Here is a 19,912-nt window from a genome sequence, read left to right as displayed (position 1 = left end):
GTCGAAGATGCACGACAGCACGTCCATTTCCACTTCCACTCCCAACGCCAATCCCCTGCTCGACTTCGCCGGCATGCCGCGCTTCGCCGACATCCGGCCCGAGCACGTCGAGCCCGCGATCCGCGGCCTCATCGACGAGAATCGTGCGCTCATCGAACGCCTCACCGCCGACCCCGCCACCCCGAGCTGGGACGGCTTCGTCGCACCGATGGAAGAGGCCGGCGAGCGCCTCGGCCGCGCCTGGGGCGTGGTCGGCCACCTGCACAGCGTGTTCGACGTGCCCGAGTGGCGGGAGGCCTACAACGCGATGCTGCCCGAGATCTCGCGCTTCTATGCCGAGGTCGGGCAAGACCTCGCGCTGTTCGAGAAGTACAAGGCCCTGCACGACAGCCCCGAGTTCGCCACCCTGTCTCCGGTGCGCCAGCGCATCCTCGAGCACGCGCTGCGCGACTTCCGCCTCTCCGGCGCCGAGCTGCCCGACGAACAGAAGCCGCGCTTCCAGGAGATCCAGGAAGAGCAATCCCAGCTCGCCGCCAAGTTCTCCGAGAACCTGCTCGACGCCACCAACGCGCACGCGGAGTGGATCACCGATGAATCCGGCTTATCCGGCATCCCCGACGACGCACGCCAGGCCGCCCGCGCCGCCGCAGAGGCCGAGGGCAAGGAAGGCTGGAAGTTCACCCTGCAGATGCCCTCCTACCTGCCGGTGATGCAGTACGCCGACGATCGCGAGCTGCGCGCGCGCATGTACCGCGCCTACGCCACCCGCGCCTCCGAGCTCGGCAACCCGGAACTCGACAACGGCCCGCTGATCGGCCGCATCCTCGCGCTGCGCGACGAAGAAGCGCGCATGCTCGGCTATCGCAACTTCGCCGAGGTGTCGCTGGTGCCCAAGATGGCCGACACGCCGGAGCAGGTGCTCGGCTTCCTGCGCGACCTCGCCGCCAAGGCCAAGCCCTTCGCCGAGAAGGACCTGGAAGAACTCAAGGCCTTCGCCAAGGCCGAGCTGGGCCTAGACACCCTCGAACCCTGGGACGTGGCCTACGCCTCCGAGAAATTGCGCGAGAAGCGCTACGCCTACTCCGACCAGGAGGTGAAGCAGTACTTCCCCGAGCCCAAGGTGCTCGACGGCCTGTTCGGCGTGATCCGCGCGCTCTACCGCGTCGACATCCTGCCCGACGAGGCGCCGAGCTGGGACCCGGACGTGCGCTTCTTCCGCATCGAGAAGGAAGGCGCGAACGGTCCGGAACTCGTCGGCCACTTCTACCTCGACCTGCATGCGCGCAGCACCAAGCGCGGCGGCGCGTGGATGGATTCGGCACGCAGCCGCCACTGCAACACCTGGGGCAGCGACACGCCGGTGGCCTACCTGGTGTGCAACTTCCCCGGCCCGGTGGGTGGCAAACCGGCCACCTTCACCCACGACGACGTGCTCACCCTCTTCCACGAGTGCGGCCACGGCCTGCACCACCTGCTCACCCAGGTGGACGAGCTCGCGGTGTCCGGCATTCACGGCGTGGAGTGGGATGCGGTCGAACTGCCCAGCCAGTTCATGGAGAACTTCTGCTGGGAGTGGGACGTGCTGCAGGGCATGACCGCGCACGTCGATACCGGCGAGCCGCTGCCGCGCGCGCTGTACGACAAGATGATCGCCGCCAAGAACTTCCAGAGCGGCATGCAGACCGTGCGCCAGCTCGAGTTCTCGATGTTCGACCTGCGCCTGCACGGCGAGGTGGAGGCCTCTGCCGGCCCGGTCGCAATCGAACGCGTGATGGCCCTGCTCGACGAGGTGCGCCGCGAGGTGGCGGTGATGATCCCGCCTGCCTGGCACCGCTTCCCGCACAGCTTCTCGCACATCTTCGCCGGCGGCTACGCGGCGGGCTACTACAGCTACAAGTGGGCCGAGGTGCTGTCGGCCGACGCCTTCGCGGCCTTCGAGGAAGCCGGCGCCGGCAAGGGCAGCCTGCTCGACCCCGAGACCGGCGAGCGCTTCTGGCGCGAGATCCTGGCGGTGGGCGGCAGCCGCCCGGCGCTGGAATCCTTCAAGGCCTTCCGCGGCCGCGAGCCCAGGGTCGACGCGCTGCTGCGCCACAGCGGCATGGTGGCGCAGGCATGACGCAAACTGGCTGCTGAACGTGCAAGCGGCGTCGCGATCACAGCGACGCCGCTTGGCTGACTGGCAGCCCGTGCAGGCTGCGGGCCGGCAGGCCCTTACTGACGGGCCATCGCCATCCGGATGACGTCCACCGGATCGAGCAGGTGATCCAGGTCTTCCGCGGCCTCGTCGATCGCGAGTTGCACGCCCTTCACCTTGCCGTTGAAGGAATTGTTGCCAGGCTTGTAGTCCGGCGATACCGCCGAGCCGCCGTCCTTGCCGACATCCAGACCGTCGTCGGCGGAGAAGATCATCGCCAGCGTTGCGCCGACTTCACCTTCGCCGTCCTTCTGGCCATCGACGTACAGCGTCACCTTGCCGCCCTTGCCGAGGCCGCCACCGGCGTAGGCGAACTCCATGCGCACCTGATGCTCGCCCGGAGCCATGACCGAAGCGCCTTCGATCATGAAGTGCTTGAAGCCGCCCCAGTTGTAGCAGTACTTGAGCTTGCCGCCCTTGGCATACAGGCTCCAGCCGCCGATATCGGCGCCCTGCGCGATGATGACGCCCTCTGCCCCGCCTTGCGGCACCACGATCGCTGCGGTGACGGAGTGCGACTTGTTCTTGATGTTGAGGACACAGTTCTCACCCAGGTGGCTCATGCCACCGGCCAGGAGCTGGGTCTTGCCCTTCACCAGCGTCGGCCGGCCGGCGGTGTCCGGATTGATCTTCTCGAACATCCGGTCATCGATCGGCAGCACCTTGTTGCGCGTCGCCTCGATGATCCACAGGCGCTGCAGTTCGCGCAGCTTGTCCGGCATCTCCTTCGACAGATCCTTGGACTGTGCCCAGTCCGTGGTGGTGTCGTAGAGCTCCCAGACGTCGTCGTCGAGCGCGGGCTTCACGTTCGGAATCCACGGCGTGTAGTGCTTGGTCACCGCGGTCCAGCCCTTGTGATAGATGGCGCGGTTGCCCATGACCTCGAAGTACTGCGTCTCGTGGACTTCCGGCGCCCTGGCGTCGTTGAACGTCTTCAGCATGCTGACCCCGTCGATCGGGTCCTGCTGGATGCCGTCGACCGAGACCGGCTCGGGAATGCCCGCCGCCTCCAGGATGGTCGGCGCCACGTCGATCACGTGGGCAAAGTGCGTGCGCAACTCGCCCTTGGCCTGGATGCCCTTCGGCCAGTGCACGATGGTGCCGTTGCGCGTCCCGCCGAAGTGCGAGGCGACCTGCTTGGTCCACTGGTAGGGCGTGTTCAGCGCATGCGCCCAGCCCACCGCGAAGTGGTTGTACGACTCCGGCCCGCCGAGCTTGTCGATGCGCTCCGTCAGATACTCGGCGGTCTCGAGGGACTGCAGGCCGTTGAAGTAGCTCATCTCGTTGAAGCAGCCGTTGAACGAGCCCTCGGCCGAGGCGCCGTTGTCGCCGATGATGTAATACACCAGCGTGTCGTCGGCGATGCCGAGATTCTCGATCGCCTCGAACAGGCGGCCCACGTGATGGTCGGTGAACTCGAGGAAGCCCGCATAGACCTCCATCTGCCGACGCAGCACCGGCTTGAACGCCTCGGGCATGTCGTCCCAGCCGGGAACGTCCTTGGGCCGGGCAGTGAGTTCGCAGTCGGCAGGAATGACGCCGAGCTTCTTCTGGCGGGCGAAGATCTCCTCGCGCAGCTTGTCCCAGCCGGCGTCGAACTTGCCCTTGTACTTGTCGGCCCATTCCTTGGGCACATGGTGCGGCGCGTGGGTGGCGCCGGGCGCGAAATAGGCGAAGAAGGGCTTGTCGGGCGAGAGGGCCTTCTGCTGCTGGATCCAGCCGATGGCCTTGTCGGTCATGTCCTCCATCAGGTGGTAACCCTCCTCGGGCGTCTTCGGCGGCGCGACCGGGGTGGTGCCCTCGACGAGCGCGGGATACCACTGGTGCGCCTCGCCACCGATGAAGCCGTAGAAGTACTCGAAGCCGCCACCGCCCGTGGGCCACTGGTCGAAGGGGCCGACCGGGCTCGACTGCCACACCGGCACCTCGTGACACTTGCCGAACTGTGCCGTGTTGTAGCCGTTGAGCTTGAGCGTCTTGGCCAGCGGCGCCATCGAGTTGGGCAGCACCGAGGAGTAGCCCGGCTGGCCGGTGGCGATCTCGGTGATGCCGGCCATGCCGGCGTTGTGGTGGTTGCGGCCGGTGAGCAGGGACTGGCGCGTGGCCGAGCAGATCGCGGTGGTGTGGAAGCGGTTGTAGCGGAGGCCGCCCGCGGCCAGCTTGTCGGCAAACGGCGTGGCGCAGGGGCCGCCGAAGGTGCTGGGCGCACCGAAGCCGCAGTCGTCGATGAGCACGATCAGCACGTTCGGCGCGCCCTCAGGCGGACGCAGTTGCTCGATCGGGGTCGTGACCGTATCCGGATCCTTGGCGTCGTACGAGACGAAGCGCGCCGGCGCGGTGTTGCGCATCGGAAGATGGGTACGGGGTTTCCTGTCCTGCTTGCTCATCATCGAACTCCTTGCATGAACGTGGGCTTGTGCGCCGCCTTGTCGCCCGCCGAGGAGGCGCTGTGCTCAGGCAGTGTAGGCGCCGGCCATGCCGGCGCCATTGGACCTTGGTCCCAGTCGGGCCGACCCGCGCTGGACGCGGGACTCAGGGCGTAGCGCCCGCGAGGTCCATGATCTCGTCGGCATAGCGCCCCTGCCTGAGCAGGCTCGCCATGGTCTTCATCGCCGGGTCGATGTGGGTGAAGAAGCCCTTGTAGCCCGCGCACAGGTAGTTCAGCCCCTGCTCGCCGTCAGGCGTCCTGATGAAGCGGTTGCGCGGGCATTCGCCGTAGCAGGCGAACAGCACCGGGCATTCCCGGCAGTACCTGGGCAGGGTGTCGTACTTGGCCTGGCCGAAGCGGCGTTGTTTTTCCGACCGCACCAGCCCGCCCAGCGGCGTGTCCTTGAGGTTGCCGAGCAGGTGATCGGGCTCGACGAAGTGGTCGCAGGAATAGACGTCGCCGTTGTGCTCCAGCGCCAGCGCTTCGCCGCAGGTGGGCGAGACGATGCAGGCGTTGTGGTGCCCGAGCCAGCTGCCGAGGGCGATGTCGAAGGTCGTCACATAGACCTTGCCGACGTCGCGCCGGACCCATTCGTCGAAGATGCCGTTGAGGAACTGCCCGAACTTCTCCGCATTCACGGTGCGCTCGGTGACCAGGCTGCCTTCCTGCCGGTAGAGCGGACGATCCGTGCCCTTGAGCCCGCCCCAGCCCTGGTTGGCGACAGCGAGGGTGTCGGGTGTCGCGCGTTCGACGATGGGAATGAGCTGGATGTATTCCGCCTGCAGCTCGTCGCGGAAGAAGCGGTAGACCTCGAGCGGATGATCCTGGTTGGCCGCATGGACGGTGCACAGGATGTTCACATCCACCCCATGCTTGCGCAGCAGATTCCAGCCGCGAATCACCGCGTCGAAGCTGCCCTCGCCCTTCCTGGTGACACGATAGGCGTCGTGCATGGCGCGCGGCCCGTCGATGCTGATTCCGACCAGATAGTTGTGCCGCTTGAAGAAGCGCGCCCACGCATCGTCGATCAGTGTGCCGTTGGTCTGGATGGTGTGGAGGATCTGCTGATGAGGCTTCCGGTAACGCGCGGCAAGCTCCACCGAGCGCTTGTAGAAATCCAGCCCGCGCAGCATCGGCTCACCGCCCTGCCACGCGACATCGACCTGCGGCCCGAGCGAGGACTCCATCAACTGCCGGATATAGCTGTCGAGCGTGGCCTCGTCCATGAGGTGGCTATCACCGTGGTACAGGTTTTCCTTCGACAGGAAAAAGCAGTACTGGCACCCCAGGTTGCACGCGGCGCCCGCGGGCTTGGCCAGCAGGTGATATTGGGACAGGTTCGTTTGCATCTGCGCGTTCCTTCGCCTGGCGAGCGGTCTTCATCTCCGGGCAGCGCGCATGACCAGCTCCTTGGCAGGAACATCCCACGATACCCACGACGCCAACCCTAACCCGTCCGTCGGCAAGGGTGAATTAGACCTTGGTCCCATCGTCAGGCCCATGGCCTTCTCCTAAGATGGACCGACAGATCACACTGGAGGCTGGCGTCATGAGCATCGTCGAGCAAGGACAAGGCGCACCGTACAACATCGTGTTCATCCTTACCGATCAGGAGCGTTACTTCCGCCCTGACGAACTGCCCGCCGGCTATACGCTTCCGGCACGCGAGCGCCTGGCCAAGAATGGTGTGGTGTTCGAGAACCACCGCATCAACTCCTGCGTGTGCACCCCCTCGCGCTCGGTGATCTACACCGGCCGCCACATCCAGCAGACCAGGATGTTCGACAACACGAACTTCCCCTGGATCAGCAGCATGTCCACCGACATCAAGACGCTCGGGCACATGATGCGCGAGGCCGGCTACTACACCGCCTACAAGGGCAAGTGGCACCTGACCCGCGAGTTCGAGACCGACAACACGCTCGCGGCGCCGCAGAAGATCTTCACCAAGGAGATGGAGGCCTACGGCTTTTCCGACTACCTCGGCGTCGGCGACATCATCGCGCACACTCAGGGCGGCTACCTGCACGACGGCTTGATCGCCGCCGCCGCGGCGAGCTGGTTGCGCAGCAAGGCCGCGGAGCTCGCCGAGCAGCAGAAGCCGTGGTTCCTCGCGGTGAACCTGGTCAACCCGCACGACGTGATGTTCTACAACACCGACGAGCCCGGCCAGCCCGTGCAGGGCAAGCACCATCTGACCCACCTCGCCGGCGATCCGGAGCACGCGATGTACAAGAAGCAGTGGGACATCGACCTTCCCGCCAGCTTCAAGCAGCCGATCGACGCCCCCGGACGCCCCGCCGCGCACATCGACCACACCATCGGCAACGACGTCATGACCGGCGTGATCCCGACGAACGAGGAATGGCGCTGGCGCAAGCGCCACAACTTCTACCTGAACGCCTTGCAGGACGTCGACCGTCACATCATGACGCTGCTCGACGAACTGGAGGACCGCGGGCTGGCTTCGAACACCATCGTCATCCTGACCTCGGACCACGGCGAACTCGGTGGCGCACACCAGATGACCGGCAAGGGTGCCACCTCCTATCGCGAGCAGAACAACGTGCCCTTGATCGTGGCGCATCCGGCCTTTGCGGGGGGCAAGCGCTGCAAGGCCGTGACCACCCACCTCGACCTCGCGCCGACCCTGATCGCGCTCACCAACGCGAGCCCGGAGACAAAGGCGGCAATCGCCCAGACGCTGCCGGGCAAGGACTTCTCGCCCGTGCTCGCCGCGCCGGAACAGGCGAACGTCGACACCGTGCGCGACGGGCAGTTGTACTGCTTCAACATGTTCGCCTCGCTGGACGGCAGCTTCCTGCAGAAGGCCAGCGCGCTCCTTGCACAGCCGGGTGGCGCGGCGAAGATCAAGGAATCCGGCCTGCGCCCCGACCTGAGCAAGCGCGGCGCGATCCGCAGCGTGTTCGACGGCCGCTACCAGTTCACCCGCTACTTTTCGCCCAAGCAGCACAACCGGCCGACGTCGATCGACGAGCTGTTCGCACTCAACGACGTCGAGCTGTTCGACCTCCAGAACGACCCGGACGAAGTCGACAACCTTGCCCAGGACCCGGTCAAGAACGCCGCGCTGCTGCTCATGATGAACGACAAGCTCAACCGGCTGATCGACGAGGAAGTCGGCGAGGACGTCGGCCAGATGCTGCCGGGCGGCGTGGATGGCGGCTGGGTGGCGACCCCCGCGGTGCACGACCTCTGACTCGCACGCTGATCTGGCCCCTTCCGGGGCGGTCGGGCAAGGCCCTGCCGCCCCATGGACAACCTGAAAAAGAGACCGGAAAAATGAAGAAAACCCTTGGACTCGGCGCCTTGATCTCCGCGCTCGGCACGTCCATGCCGCTGCAGGCCATGCCCTACGACACGCCCGACACCTGGGGCGGCGATCTCGAATCCCGCGCCCGCCTGACCGGCAACTGGGGCGGTGCGCGCGACGACATGGCGAAGAAGGGGGTCGTCCTCGACATGGACGTGTACTGGATGCCGCAGAAGATCACCAGCGGCGGGCGCGACAGCGCCAGCGGCGACTGGGGCAACGCGATCCTCACCCTCAACGTGGATACGCAGAAGCTGGGGCTGTGGCCCGGCGGCTTCTTCAAGCTCCAGACCGTGACCAGCTTCGGCGACACGCTGCTGAAGGAAACCGGCGCCATCGTGCCGGCCAACCTGTCGTGGATGCTGCCGACCATCACCCCGGACACCGGCGTGCAGGAGCTCACCTACACGCAGTTCCTCAGCCAGCATTTCGGCGTGTTCCTGGGCAAGATCAACGCCATCGCGCCGACCAACGTGCTGCATGGCGACTACACCACCGGCTTCCAGAACACGGGCATAAACATGCCACTCGCGCTCGCCATGGTTCCGCTGTCGGCGTATGGGATCGGCGCGCTGTACCTGCCCTCGCACGACGTGACGCTGGCCGGCATGGTGCTGGATGCGAACGGCACGATCAAGAACGACAACCTGAGCAATGCCTTCGACGACGGCATCATGGCGCTCGCCAGCGCGGACCTGAAGATCCGGCCCTGGGGCCTCCCGGGCCACCAGAACCTGACCGTCGCCTGGAGCAACAAGGACCGCACCTCGCTCGTCCAGGATCCGTCCAACATCGCCGGACTTCTGCTCACCGCGCACTTCCCGCGCCTCGGCAACCCCGGCCCGATCCTCAGCGAGATCCTCGACGCGCATCCCGTGGCCGCCAAGATTCCCCCCGACCCCTTGAACAAGGAAAGCGAAACCTGGGCCGCCGTCTACAGCTTCGAACAGTTCGTCTGGCAGCCCGCGGGTGACCCGAAGCGCGGCATCGGCACCTTCTTCAGCGTCGGCGTAAGTGACGGCAAGGCGAACCCGATCCGCTACAGCTACTCGCTCGGGCTGGTCGGCAAGGGCGTGGTGCCGGGCCGGCCGAACGACGACTTCGGCCTCGGCTGGGCGCGCACCGAGTTCAGCGACCACTTCGTGCCCTACCTGCGCGATCGCTTCAACCTCGGCCTCGATCACGAAGACGTCGTCGAGCTGTACTACAAGGCCTCGATCACCCCCTGGCTGAGCATCACTCCCAGCCTGCAGGTCGTCTCCCAAGGGCTGAACAAGGTGTTCAACGCGAGCGCACCCGGCTTCGAAGACCTGGACACCGCCTACATCGCAGGCGTGCGGGTCGGCGTACGCTTCTGAACGGGACGCCAACGCTCCGCAAACCAGCCGGGAAGGGACTTACGAGCATGAACAGATACCTGATGATCGCCGCAGTCACTGGAATCATGGGACTCGACCCAGGCGCCGGTTTCGCGGCGGAGAAGGTCACGGTGGACAGCTTCGTGCGCGCCGAGACCGACATGACGCTCGACCGCTACGTCAGGCAGGGCGCGCTGGGCAAACTCATCCACATCCGCATGCCCGTGCCGATCGACAGGCAGGACGTGATTCGCATGAATCGCGACACGCTGTATTCCGCCGGCGTCTTCGACCTCTCCGCACCGGTCACCATCGTCAAGCCGGAAACCGGGGGGCGATTCCAATCGATGCTGGTCATCAACCAGGACCACTCGATGCTGCCCGCAGAGCACGGCGCGGGCGAGTTCACCTTCACCCAGGAGAAGATGGGCACGCGCTACATGATCGTGCTCTTCCGCACCTTCGTCGATTCAAACGACCCGACTGATATCAAAGCGGCCAACGCCCTGCAGGACAAGATCGTGGTGAAGCAGGCGGCCCCAGGGAAGTTCGAGATTCCGGAATGGGATGAGGCCTCACTGAAGAAGGTCCGCGATGCCATCAACGTTCTGGCGGCGACCCGGACCAGCGCCAAGGGCATGTTCGGTGACAAGGCCAAGCTCGATCCGATCAGCCACCTGCTCGGCACGGCCTTCGGCTGGGGCGGGAATCCGGAAGAAGCCGCCATTTACGACAACGTTGTGCCTGCGGAGAACGACGGCAAGACGCCCCATTCGGTCACGGTCAAGGACGTGCCTGTCGATGGCTTCTGGTCCATCACCGTTTACAACAAAGACGGCTTCATGGAGAAGAACGACCAGAACGTCTACTCGCACAACAACGTGACGGCCAAGAAGAACCAGGACGGGAGCGTGACCATCCACTTCGGCGCTGGCACCGATGCGCTCAACAATGGTAAGCGCTCCACGAACCCCATCCTTACGTAGCCCCCGTTGAGCCCTCATGCTTCGGCTTCCGTTTTTCGGGGAGCACGAGCATGTCGGAGCGCAGTACGTTCTGGTTGTCGCACCTGTCGGCAATCGAAGCCGAGGGCATCACCACGAAGGCGTACGCCGAGCGCGAGGGGCTGTCGCCGCAGGCGCTCTACCAGTGGCGCAAGCGCCTGGTGGCCGGTGGCCGTCGTAGCCGCGCCAAGCTTGGCGGATTCGTCCCGATCCAGATCGAACCCTCGATGACGCCCCGCGCGGGCTGCACGGTGGTGATCGACGCGCAGTTGCGGCTCGAATGCGCGATGCTGCCCGGCGTCGACTGGCTGGCCGCGCTGTCGGTGGCCCTTGCCGAGCGGGGGCGCTGATGCACCCGGGGCATTCGATCGGTGCGGTGTATCTGTACCGGCCGGCGATCGACTTTCGCAAATCCATCGGCGGACTGTCGGCACTGGTCGAGCAGGAGCTGGGGCTGAACCCGTTCGGCGACGCACTGTACCTGTTCATCAACCGTCGCCGCGACAAGCTCAAGGCGCTGTACTGGCACCGCAACGGCTTTTGCCTCTGGTACAAGCGGCTCGAAGCCGAGCGCTTCGCCTGGCCGGCGGCCGAGGCGGGCGAGCCCACCTGCGTACTGACGATGAAGGAGCTCGAATGGCTGCTTGAGGGCTTCGATCTGTGGGCGGCAAGGCCGCATAAAACGCTGCAATACCAATCAGTTACGTAGCGTGATCGGGTATAATTCCGGCATGCCGCAACGTACCGCCGCCCCTCGCTCGAACCCTTCCGTTGGCGTGTGCGCATCCGTCCTGGCCGAGCTGTTGCCCGACGATCCAGCAACGCTCAAAGCCTTGTTGCTGGCACAGCAGCGTGCCTTCGAGACGCGTGAAGCCGAACGGCAGGCAGCCTTCGAGGCCCGTGAGGCCGCACTCCAGAAAGTCTTCGATGCGCGGGAGGCTGAACGCCAAAGAGCCTTCGATGCGCGGGAGGCTGAACTGCAAAAGGCCTTCGAGGCACGCATCCTCGAGCTCTACGAGCAGCTTCGCCTGGCGCGTCGGCGCATGTTCGGGCCCAGCAGCGAATCGCACGCGGGCCAGGCCTGGCTCTTCGACGAGGCCGAGGCGCTGGCCGAGTCCGCACCCGAGGCGCTCGACACCGCAACCTTGCCGCCGCCGGCCACCGAGACGACGGGTGAGGCGTCCGCCGACACCGGCAAGAAGAAGGCGCGTGGTAAGCGCAAGCCCTTGCCCATCGAGCTGCCGCGCATCGACGTCGTCCATGACGTCCCCGAGGCCGAGCGCACCTGCGCCTGCGGCACGCCCATGGTCGAGATCGGCCAGGACGTCAGCGAACAGCTCGACATCGTCCCGATGCAGGTGCGTGTGCTGCGCCATATCCGCAAGCGCTACGGCTGCCCCGAGGGCGACCAGGCGCCGGTCACCGCCCGCGCCCCGGCGCAGGTGCTGCCCAAGAGCAACGCCAGCAACGACCTGCTGGCCTTGCTGATCGTCATCAAGTACGTCGATGGGCTGCCGCTGGCGCGTTTCGAGTACGTGCTCGCTCGCGCAGGCGTGCTTGTGCCGCGCCAGACCCTGGCGCGCTGGGTGATCGGTACCGCCCAGGCGCTGCAGCCGCTCGCCAACCTGATGCGCGACGTGCTGCTCGGGCACGACGTCATCCACATGGACGAAACCCCGGTGCAGGTGCTCAAGGAGCCTGGCCGGGCAGCCACGAGCAAGAGCCAGATGTGGGTGCAGCGCGGCGGACCGCCGGGCAAGCCGGTGGTCCTCTTCGAGTACGATCCGAGCCGCGCGCAGGCGGTGCCCTTACGCCTGCTCGAAGGCTGGAAGGGGCATCTGATGGCCGACGGGCTCGAGAGCTACGGCGCAATTGCCTTCACCGAAGGGGTGACCCGGCTCGGTTGCTGGGTGCACGCGCGACGTCGTTTCGTCGATGCCAGCAAGGTGCTGCCTGCCGGCAAGCGCGGCCGCGCCCACGAAGCGCTGGCCCTGATCGGCAAGCTCTACGCCATCGAGAAGGACGCGCGCGAACTGAACGACGCCCAGCGCCTGGCGCTACGCCAGAGCAGAAGCCGCGCCGTCATCGACGAACTGCGCCGTTGGCTCGACCAAGTGCTCCCCACCGTGCCGCCCACCTCGGTGCTCGGGGGTGCCCTGGGCTACCTGCATCGGCAGTGGCCGCGTCTGACGCGCTACCTCGAGCGCGGCGATCTGCCGATCGACAACAACCCCGCCGAAAACGCCATCCGTCCCTTCGTGGTCGGGAGAAAGGCATGGCTCTTCTCGGACACTCAGGCCGGTGCGCGTGCCAGCGCACTCCTCTACTCGCTGGTCGAAACCGCCAAGGCCAACGGCTTCGAGCCGTATCTGTGGCTGCGCCACGTGCTGCGCGCCTTGCCCACCGCGACCAACGTCGAACATTTCGAGGCCCTCCTGCCCTGGAATCTCAAGGCTGAGCAGTTGATCACGGCGTAAAGAGCCCGGGAAGGATGGGGTTCGTGGAGCGCTTACCAACAATGTGCCGATCACCCCGGGCTGGAACTACATCGTCCGCATGTATCAGCCGCGCAAGGAAATCATCGACGGCACCTGGAAGTTCCCGGTCGCCCAACCGACGAAGTAGGAGAAGAGCAAATCCGGCACAGTTCAGTGCCGGATTTGCTCTCCGAGAGCTCGCTTCCCAGTCTCAGAACATCAGGCCGACCAACGCCTTCACCAGCGCGTCGAGCGGCATCATGGTGAGGGTGAGCGGAAGCATCGGCAGCAGGATCGCCACCACCAGCGGGATCAGCGCCTCGGGGGCGATCGGCACCGAGCGCATGTTCTCGATGACCTCGTAGCTGCCCCCCATGTCGGCAAGGGCCGAGATATCCGGGCTGCCCAGGAGCGGCTCGTCGGCCGGGGCGCCGCCGCGCACCCACTTGGTGTCGAACTCGCCGGCCAGGCGCTGCGCGAGGACGCCATACTCGTCGAGCCCCGTCCGCCTCAGTTGCGCGAGTTGCCCGGCGAACACCGCCAGCGGCGCCAGCGCCAGCAGCAGCAAAACCACCACCATCGCACCAATCTCGAGCGCGAAATCGGGCAGGCTGGCGCCGCGATGCACGATGCGATTGAGCAACTGGCCGGCAAGCACGACGCTATGCGCCAGGGCCAGCAGCGCGAACGCGCTGATCGAATGGGCAAGGAAACCGAGACCGCCGGCGCGGTCCGGGTGGGTCGGTACCAGGCGGAGCGGGAGGCGCGACACCTGCCACATGAAGCGCGCCCAGATGAAGACCCGGTAGTACCAGCGCAGCATCAGGAACTGGAAGATGGGCAGGCTCACGAAACCGTACCAGAGGCCCGCCATCGACAGTTCGGCGCCGCCCGGTGACAGTTCCGAGAACCAGGTCGTGCCGTCGATCGGGACGTAGTGCTTCAACACCACCAGAACGCCCACGGCATACACCAGCGCAATGATCACCAGCTCCGCGACCACCGAGTTTCGCGCCTTGAAGGCCGAGCCGAGGGCGGTATCGAAGCACTCGCGGGCATCGAAGGGAATCAGGCCTCGCGCCTCGAAGGCCTTTACCACCGGGCGCAGGCGCTGGTGCGCCACGAACTCGGCGACGAACAACAAGGGCAGCGCCACCATAAACCGGATGTGAACCGCGAAGTCGTAGAAGAACGGGACAGGAACGCCCGCCCCCACCGCCCTGCCCTCGATGACCGACAGCAGCAGCAGCGGCAGCCAGGCAACGAACGCAACAACGACGATCCTGCGCCTTAGGAGCAGGAGCTCGTCGGTCGACAGATGAGTACGGCAGAACAGCCTGAACAGCGGACCGCCCAGTACGGGAGAAAAATACGCGCGATCGCCGTCAGCGTCCGCCTGCGGCGCACTCCAGTGGCTCATCTGTTGTCCTCGTGTTGCAGTGGCACGGCGTTCGGCGCTCCGGTAGCCGCGGCAGTAGGCTGCGCAGGCGCCGCATACCACCGCTCGCGCGGCACGAGCTTCGGCTCGTCCGGATCGCCCTCGTAGGCCGGAGTCATGATCTGCACGCCATACTCGTTGAAGACGTCGAGGATGTTGCGGTGCAGCACGTTGTACAGGCCGTACATGGCGTGCGCGTCCTTGCAGTAGGCGTTGATCTCATAGTCGACGCAGAAGTCGCCCAGCTTCTGGTGAATCACGAAAGGCGGCGGCTCGCGCAGCAGACCGGACGTGCGCGCCGCGGCCTCGAGCAGCATGGCTTCCACCTGACGCCACGGCGTCTCGTAGCCGATGCCGACGTTCGTGTGCAGGATCAGCCCCATCTTGCCCGCCAGCTTGCTGTAATTGACCACCTCGCTGCCGAGGATCATCGAATTGGGGATCGCCACGATCTCGTTCTTCAGCGTGCGCAAATGGGTCACGAGCAGGCGGGCCTCATGCACGTCGCCGATGTACTCCCCGATCCGCACGCGATCACCCAGCTTGAACACCCGGCGATACGTCATCGTGTAGCCGGCGATGATGTTGCCGATCACCGACGACGAACCCAGCGAGACGATCACCCCCAGCAGCAGGGACATGCCCTTGAAGGCATCGGAGTCCGACCCCGGGATGTAGGGATAGGCGACCGCGGCGGCGATGGCGATCAGCAGCACCTTGACGAGGCGATACGTCGGCAGGGCCCAGTCCGGCTCGAAGTCCGCGAGGGTGAGGCGGCCCGCCCCCACATTGTCGAAAAAGTGCTTGATCAGCCTCAGCGCATAGCGGACCAGGACGAAAAGCACCGCGAGGAAGATCAGATCCGGCAGCGCCGCGACCAAGCCGACCGCGAAGGTGCGCAGCGGCTTGACGACCAGGGCGATGAGGTCGATGGCGAAGCCGCGGGTCCACGGAAACAGCAGCAGCACGGAGCCGAAATAGACATGGAGAGCCACCAGCACGGCCGCGAGCCACAGCAGGTTCAGCACGCTGGTGAGCGCCGCCCACATCTGCCGGGCGCCGACTACCCGGAAGCCGAAGACCTTGACGTCGTGGATCCGGGTGCCGATGCGCTGCTCGGTGAACCGGCGCCAACGGCGCATGAGCAGCGCTCCCACCCAGAACCCCAGCCCAAGGGCAAGCGTCGCGCCGACCGCGTACAGCCCGTTGCGCACCAGAGTCGCCGGCAGGCGATCATGCCGCCAGACCTCGACCGCTTCGCCGACACGGTGGACGACCGTCGTGGCGAGCGTACGCGCATCGACCCCCTCGAGTTCCGCGTCGGCAGCATGGATGGCCATCATGCGCGTGTTCCCCGCCATGACCTGCGCCACACCGGGTTGCGACTCGTCGATGCGCAGATCCTCGCGCTTGAAGCCGGGGTCGGCGGCGAGCGCGACGATGCGCTCGGCGACCAACTGGGCGCGCTTTTCGGCGGGAAAGGCCGACGTGCCGCGGACCCTGAACAGCACCGCACCGTCGACGACGACCTCCACGCTGACCTCGTCGTCCGCCTCGGGACCCTGCGTGCGGACGTCCGCCGCGCCGGCCGCCGCCGCCCAGGCGAGGGCGAAGAGCAAGGAGCAGACAGACAGCCACTGAATACCTTTATTCAGCATTTTCCATCCCTCCAGGCATCGTCCACACCTCGATCCTCGGCGTATCCGCCCCGCTCGATCGCGCTAGAAGCTGAACAAGGGCCCGAGGTAAAGGTAGACGCTGCCCTTGCCCGAGTCGTTATGGCCGTACGCGAAATACAGCGGTCCGATCGGCGTATCGGCACCGATGAACAGGCTGCCGCCGACGATGTGGTCGCCGCCGAAGATGTCGCCGCTGTCCGCCCACACATTGCCCGCCTCCAGGCTGGCGCCCGCATAGGCCTTGAACTGCTGGATATCGTTGATCCGGCGCATGTAGATCAGGCGCGCGAGGCCGGACTGCTGCCCGCTCAGCCGTCCCTCCTCGAACCCGGACAGGCGCAGGAAGCCGCCGAGGCGTTGCTGGCTCTGCACAGGGGCGGTGCCGTCGATGGTCGCCTTCACCTCCAGGCCGCCGAGCAGCGTGTGGCGCCCCCAGGAGTTGGCGAGCAGGAAGCCGTAGTCCGCCTGATCGAAGTCGGTGTCGGCCCCCAGGTCGCGGCGCGACATCCGCCACTCGGCGCGGGCAGCGTGGCCGGTGCGCGGGAAGTACAGGCTGTCGAGCTTGTCGTCGGTCAGCCGCAGGAACACCTCGCCGGTCTCGAAATCCCGTGCCGGCATCGGTGCCCCGATCCCGACCTCGATGTCGCCCGTACGCCGCAGGTATCCCAGCCTCACCTCGCCCCAGGTCCCGAACTGCCGGCCGACGCCCAGTTCCGCACCGAACCCCCTCACGCGCATCTCCGCGATCTTGTTGTCGTCGTCGTCGAAGGTATTCACGTTGCGGGTCTGGTAGCCGGCCCTTGCAAAGCCGAAATAGCGCGCACCGGGGTCGAAGGGCTGGAAGATCTCGGTGAACAGGCCCGGCTCGTCGCCGATCTGCAGGCCGGTGCGCCATTCTCCGTTGAGCGGGTTCATCGCCGTGCGCGTGTAGGTCAGGCCCAGCCGGAACACCGCGTCGCCCTCGAAATTGCTCGAGGTGATCAGGCCCGTCTGCAGGTAGCCGGGGCCCCACGATTTCTCCTTCGCCTGCACGACGACACCGGATTTGCCATCCTCCTCGACCAGTGCATAACGCACCGACTCGAAGATCTCGAGGCCATAGATCTGCTGGATGTTGTGCTCGAGCTCGGCCACATCGAGCGGCTCGCCAACCTTTACCGAGAGGTGCGCGGCGATGACCTCGTCACTGACGCCCGACTGGTTCTCAATGCGAACGAAGTCGACCTGCCGCGGCCCCGCTCCCGGCTGGCTTCGCGCGGCCACATGCTGCCGGTAATCCGGCTCGGCGAGTGCGTAGCGGTTCAGCTTGTCCGCTGCGCCCCTCGCGGCCTGCTCGCCGAGCGGAATCGCTTCGCGGATCCGGCCGAAGCTGCCGGCGCCGATGTCGCCCAACTGGACCGAGATCTGGACGTCGTCCTCCGCCAGCGTCCTGAGCTGCTGGCGCGAATTGATGACGAAGAGGAAATTCACCATCTGTGCCGCGACGTCGAGGCCGGACTCGATCTCGTCGCGCGTCAACATCTCCGTGCCGAGTTCCGACACGATCACCACGTCGGCCCCCAGCTCGCGCGCCACGCTGATCGGGATGTTGTTCGCGATACCGCCATCGACGAGCAGGCGCCCATCCATCTCGACCGGATAGAAGGCGCCGGGCACCGCCATGCTCGCGCGCAGCGCACGCGGAAGACTGCCCGACTTCAGCACCACCTGATCCCCGGTCTCGAGGTCGGCCGCCACCGCGCGGAAGGGGATGGGCAGCTTGTCGAAGTCGCCGACGGCGGAAACACCCTGGGTCAGGCGGTTCAATTCCAGGTCGAACTTCTGCCCCTGCACCACGGCCAGCGGCAACTTGATCTTGCCGTCGCTGAAGCCCGGCTTGGCCTTGAACACATACAGGGCATCGTCCGCCTTGCGCCGGAAGGAGCGATCGGCCCGATCCGGCGCATCCTCGAACACATCGACCCAGTCGATCTCCCGGATCGCGCGCTCGATGTCGTCCGGGCGCATGCCCGACGCGTACAGCCCGCCGACGATCGAGCCCATGCTGGTGCCGACCACGACGTCGATCGGGATCCGCATCTCTTCGAGCACCTTGAGCACGCCGACGTGCGCGGCCCCCTTGGCGCCACCGCCAGCGAGCACCAGCCCGATCTTCGGCCTGGCCGGCTCGGCAGAGACTCGCTCCCCGGCGCGCGCGACCGCCATCGAAGAACCCAGCACGATGACCACTGCAAAGCTCAGGATCGAGGTTCCCGCCCACCATGTCCTTCCCGGCCGCATTCCCATCACTCCCCCTTCGATTCAATCGATTGCAGGGCGCGGCGAAGCCGCACCCGATGCGCGCCCGCTTACTGGCCGGGCAAGCCGACACGGATCAGGCGGGAGAAATCCTCCGCATCGCCTGCCGCCCGTGCGCGCGGATTTATATACCCCAGGCGTTGCAGTTCGGCGAATGGCACCCCCGGCGCCAGCATGCCCACGCCATGCAGATACTCCGGCAGGTAACCGCTGGCGAAAACCTTCCACGACAGCGGAACATGGCCCGGATTGATGCGCGCGTTCATCCAGATGCCGGTCGTGCAGTTGTCGATCAGGGTGTTGTAGAACTCGGGCTTCGCCTGGAGGTCGTTGATGCGCTGCATGTACTGCAGGAACACCCGCCGCCCATTCTCGAGCGGGCCGTGCAGGCGATAAACGTACACATCCTCCGGCGGGTCCTTGCGGTAGCTGGTACGCAGGCGGACCACGTCACGCTCGTCGGCCACGACGTAATGGAGCTCGTACTGCTTGAAGAAGCCGCGCGTGGTGGAGTAGGTCTCGCCTCGTTCCTTGCGCGTCTCGATCGAGATGGCGAGCTGTTCACCACCTTCGAAACCGAAGCTCAGGATCGTGTGCGCAATGGCCGGCCCCATCCAGTACACCGCGATCAGGTCCACCGAGCGCAGCTTGCCGAGGTCGTAGGTCCGGTCGTAATAATGCGGCGTGTAGTCGGTCTCGCTGCGGTAGGCGAAATTGCGCACGTTGCGCACGGTAACCAGATCGCCATTGATCTCGGCATGTGCGAGCCGGGCGACGTCAGGCTGCCAGTCGCGATCGTTGGCGGGCTCGATGCCGCTCCACCATCCGAGCAGCACGGCGAACAGCAGGGCAAAGCCGGTCACGGCCGCCCTTGCCCGGCGCCGCGCGCCCACGGCAAGGGCGGTGAGCAGCCCGCAGAGAAGGAACGCTCCGGCCAGCACGGCGCTAGCCAGGGCGTTGGTGGTACTCGAATACAACAAGGCCAAGGCACCCCAGGCCGTTACACCCGACACCAGCAATACGAGCAGGACGCGCCCCGCAATGCAAAGAGCTCTCCGCGGCATCTGCGCGCCCCTATCGACCGCCGATCACTCCGGCTTGAACTTGGTCAGCTTCTGGCCTTTGAGCGAGTAGCCGCCCATCAGGCCTTCCTTGCCGAAGATGAAGGCCACGACCGACGACTTGGCCTTGAGCGTATCGACCGATGCGCCCACGCTCTCGTCGATCAGCGTTACACCCGCGTCGATCCCGGCATCCCAGCCCTTGCCGGTGCGGAAGTCGTTCAAGGCCGCCTCGGTCAGGAAAATGAACAGGTAGTTCGCCTGCTGGACGCCGGCCTGGAAGCCCACCGATGCGGCCGCCAGGCGGTAGTAATCGACCGTCTTCCCACCGATTCGCAGGGCGCCGTCGCCCCACTGGCCGCCGACCACGAGGCCGACCTTCTTGACCTCGGGAATCACCAGCACCCCCTTCGCCGCGGCCAGATACTCGTCGGCCCCCTTCACCGTCCTGCGAAACTCGGACAGCGCTGCATCGGCATGGGCATCGATCTCGCGAGCGGAATCGGCGTGAGCCGCGCCGACCGCCAGGAAGGCCAGCAGCGTCATGGCGAGCCGGATCAGCTTGCCGGCTGCGGGAATGGTCGTCGGAATGGTTCTCGCGTACATGGATTGAGCTCCTTCAGGTAATCGGTTGGTTTGGC

Annotated in this window: 14 protein-coding genes; 7 read left to right on the top strand and 7 right to left on the bottom strand. The window is 65.9% G+C overall.

Features of this window, described 5'->3' with window-relative positions; genetic code table 11:
• The first annotated feature begins 7 nt into the window (after positions 1–7).
• The gene (locus ACZ5PP_RS19805; protein WP_464826510.1) at positions 8–2,116 is read left to right on the top strand and encodes a M3 family metallopeptidase; all 2,109 of its coding nucleotides are present in this window, start codon (positions 8–10) and stop codon (positions 2,114–2,116) included.
• 95 nt (positions 2,117–2,211) lie between these two features.
• Here the strand turns inward: ACZ5PP_RS19805 and ACZ5PP_RS19800 are convergent, their stop codons facing one another.
• A complete protein-coding gene (locus tag ACZ5PP_RS19800; protein WP_464826509.1) occupies positions 2,212–4,581 on the bottom strand; it encodes an arylsulfatase in 2,370 nt (789 codons plus the stop codon).
• A gap of 145 nt (positions 4,582–4,726) precedes the next feature.
• The gene (locus tag ACZ5PP_RS19795) at positions 4,727–5,971 is read right to left on the bottom strand and encodes an anaerobic sulfatase maturase (protein ID WP_464826508.1); all 1,245 of its coding nucleotides are present in this window, start codon (positions 5,969–5,971) and stop codon (positions 4,727–4,729) included.
• A 200-nt stretch (positions 5,972–6,171) separates the two neighbouring features.
• On the opposite strand from ACZ5PP_RS19795, the gene ACZ5PP_RS19790 reads away from it, so the two are divergent.
• The 6 genes from ACZ5PP_RS19790 (at position 6,172) to tnpC (ending at position 12,795) form a co-directional block, all read left to right on the top strand.
• On the top strand, positions 6,172–7,842 hold the full coding sequence (locus ACZ5PP_RS19790) for a sulfatase-like hydrolase/transferase (protein ID WP_464826507.1): 1,671 nt from the start codon (positions 6,172–6,174) through the stop codon (positions 7,840–7,842).
• Between the two features lie 83 nt (positions 7,843–7,925).
• Complete coding sequence (locus ACZ5PP_RS19785; RefSeq protein WP_464826506.1) at positions 7,926–9,314, top strand: carbohydrate porin; 1,389 nt, start codon at positions 7,926–7,928, stop codon at positions 9,312–9,314.
• Between the two features lie 47 nt (positions 9,315–9,361).
• Positions 9,362–10,300 carry a DUF1214 domain-containing protein gene (locus ACZ5PP_RS19780; protein WP_464826505.1) on the top strand — a complete coding sequence of 313 codons (939 nt, stop codon included), beginning with the start codon at positions 9,362–9,364 and terminating at the stop codon, positions 10,298–10,300.
• 50 nt (positions 10,301–10,350) lie between these two features.
• A complete protein-coding gene (tnpA, locus tag ACZ5PP_RS19775) occupies positions 10,351–10,668 on the top strand; it encodes an IS66 family insertion sequence element accessory protein TnpA (RefSeq protein ID WP_012584785.1) in 318 nt (105 codons plus the stop codon).
• Positions 10,668–11,027 carry an IS66 family insertion sequence element accessory protein TnpB gene (tnpB, locus tag ACZ5PP_RS19770; RefSeq protein ID WP_012584784.1) on the top strand — a complete coding sequence of 120 codons (360 nt, stop codon included), beginning with the start codon at positions 10,668–10,670 and terminating at the stop codon, positions 11,025–11,027. The genes tnpA and tnpB overlap by 1 nt, the downstream gene beginning before the upstream one ends.
• 22 nt (positions 11,028–11,049) lie before the next feature.
• Positions 11,050–12,795 carry an IS66 family transposase gene (tnpC, locus tag ACZ5PP_RS19765; protein ID WP_012584783.1) on the top strand — a complete coding sequence of 582 codons (1,746 nt, stop codon included), beginning with the start codon at positions 11,050–11,052 and terminating at the stop codon, positions 12,793–12,795.
• A gap of 211 nt (positions 12,796–13,006) precedes the next feature.
• Here tnpC and ACZ5PP_RS19760 read toward each other — a convergent pair whose 3' ends face one another.
• The 5 genes from ACZ5PP_RS19760 to ACZ5PP_RS19740 form a co-directional block, all read right to left on the bottom strand.
• Entirely contained in the window at positions 13,007–14,215 is a 1,209-nt protein-coding gene (locus ACZ5PP_RS19760; protein WP_043742845.1) for a hypothetical protein, read from the bottom strand.
• On the bottom strand, positions 14,212–15,891 hold the full coding sequence (locus ACZ5PP_RS19755) for a mechanosensitive ion channel family protein (protein WP_052484377.1): 1,680 nt from the start codon (positions 15,889–15,891) through the stop codon (positions 14,212–14,214). The genes ACZ5PP_RS19760 and ACZ5PP_RS19755 overlap by 4 nt, the downstream gene beginning before the upstream one ends.
• A 63-nt stretch (positions 15,892–15,954) precedes the next feature.
• A complete protein-coding gene (locus ACZ5PP_RS19750) occupies positions 15,955–18,141 on the bottom strand; it encodes a patatin-like phospholipase family protein (RefSeq protein ID WP_052484378.1) in 2,187 nt (728 codons plus the stop codon).
• 119 nt (positions 18,142–18,260) lie between these two features.
• A complete protein-coding gene (locus tag ACZ5PP_RS19745; protein WP_231570640.1) occupies positions 18,261–19,073 on the bottom strand; it encodes an Lnb N-terminal periplasmic domain-containing protein in 813 nt (270 codons plus the stop codon).
• A gap of 225 nt (positions 19,074–19,298) precedes the next feature.
• A complete protein-coding gene (locus ACZ5PP_RS19740; RefSeq protein ID WP_052484379.1) occupies positions 19,299–19,877 on the bottom strand; it encodes a lipid-binding SYLF domain-containing protein in 579 nt (192 codons plus the stop codon).
• Positions 19,878–19,912 lie beyond the last annotated feature (35 nt).

It is taken from the genome of Thauera sp. DNT-1 (genome assembly GCF_055393985.1).
The sequence above is the reverse complement of the archived record's forward strand: the minus strand, read 5'-3'. Positions and strand labels throughout refer to the sequence as shown.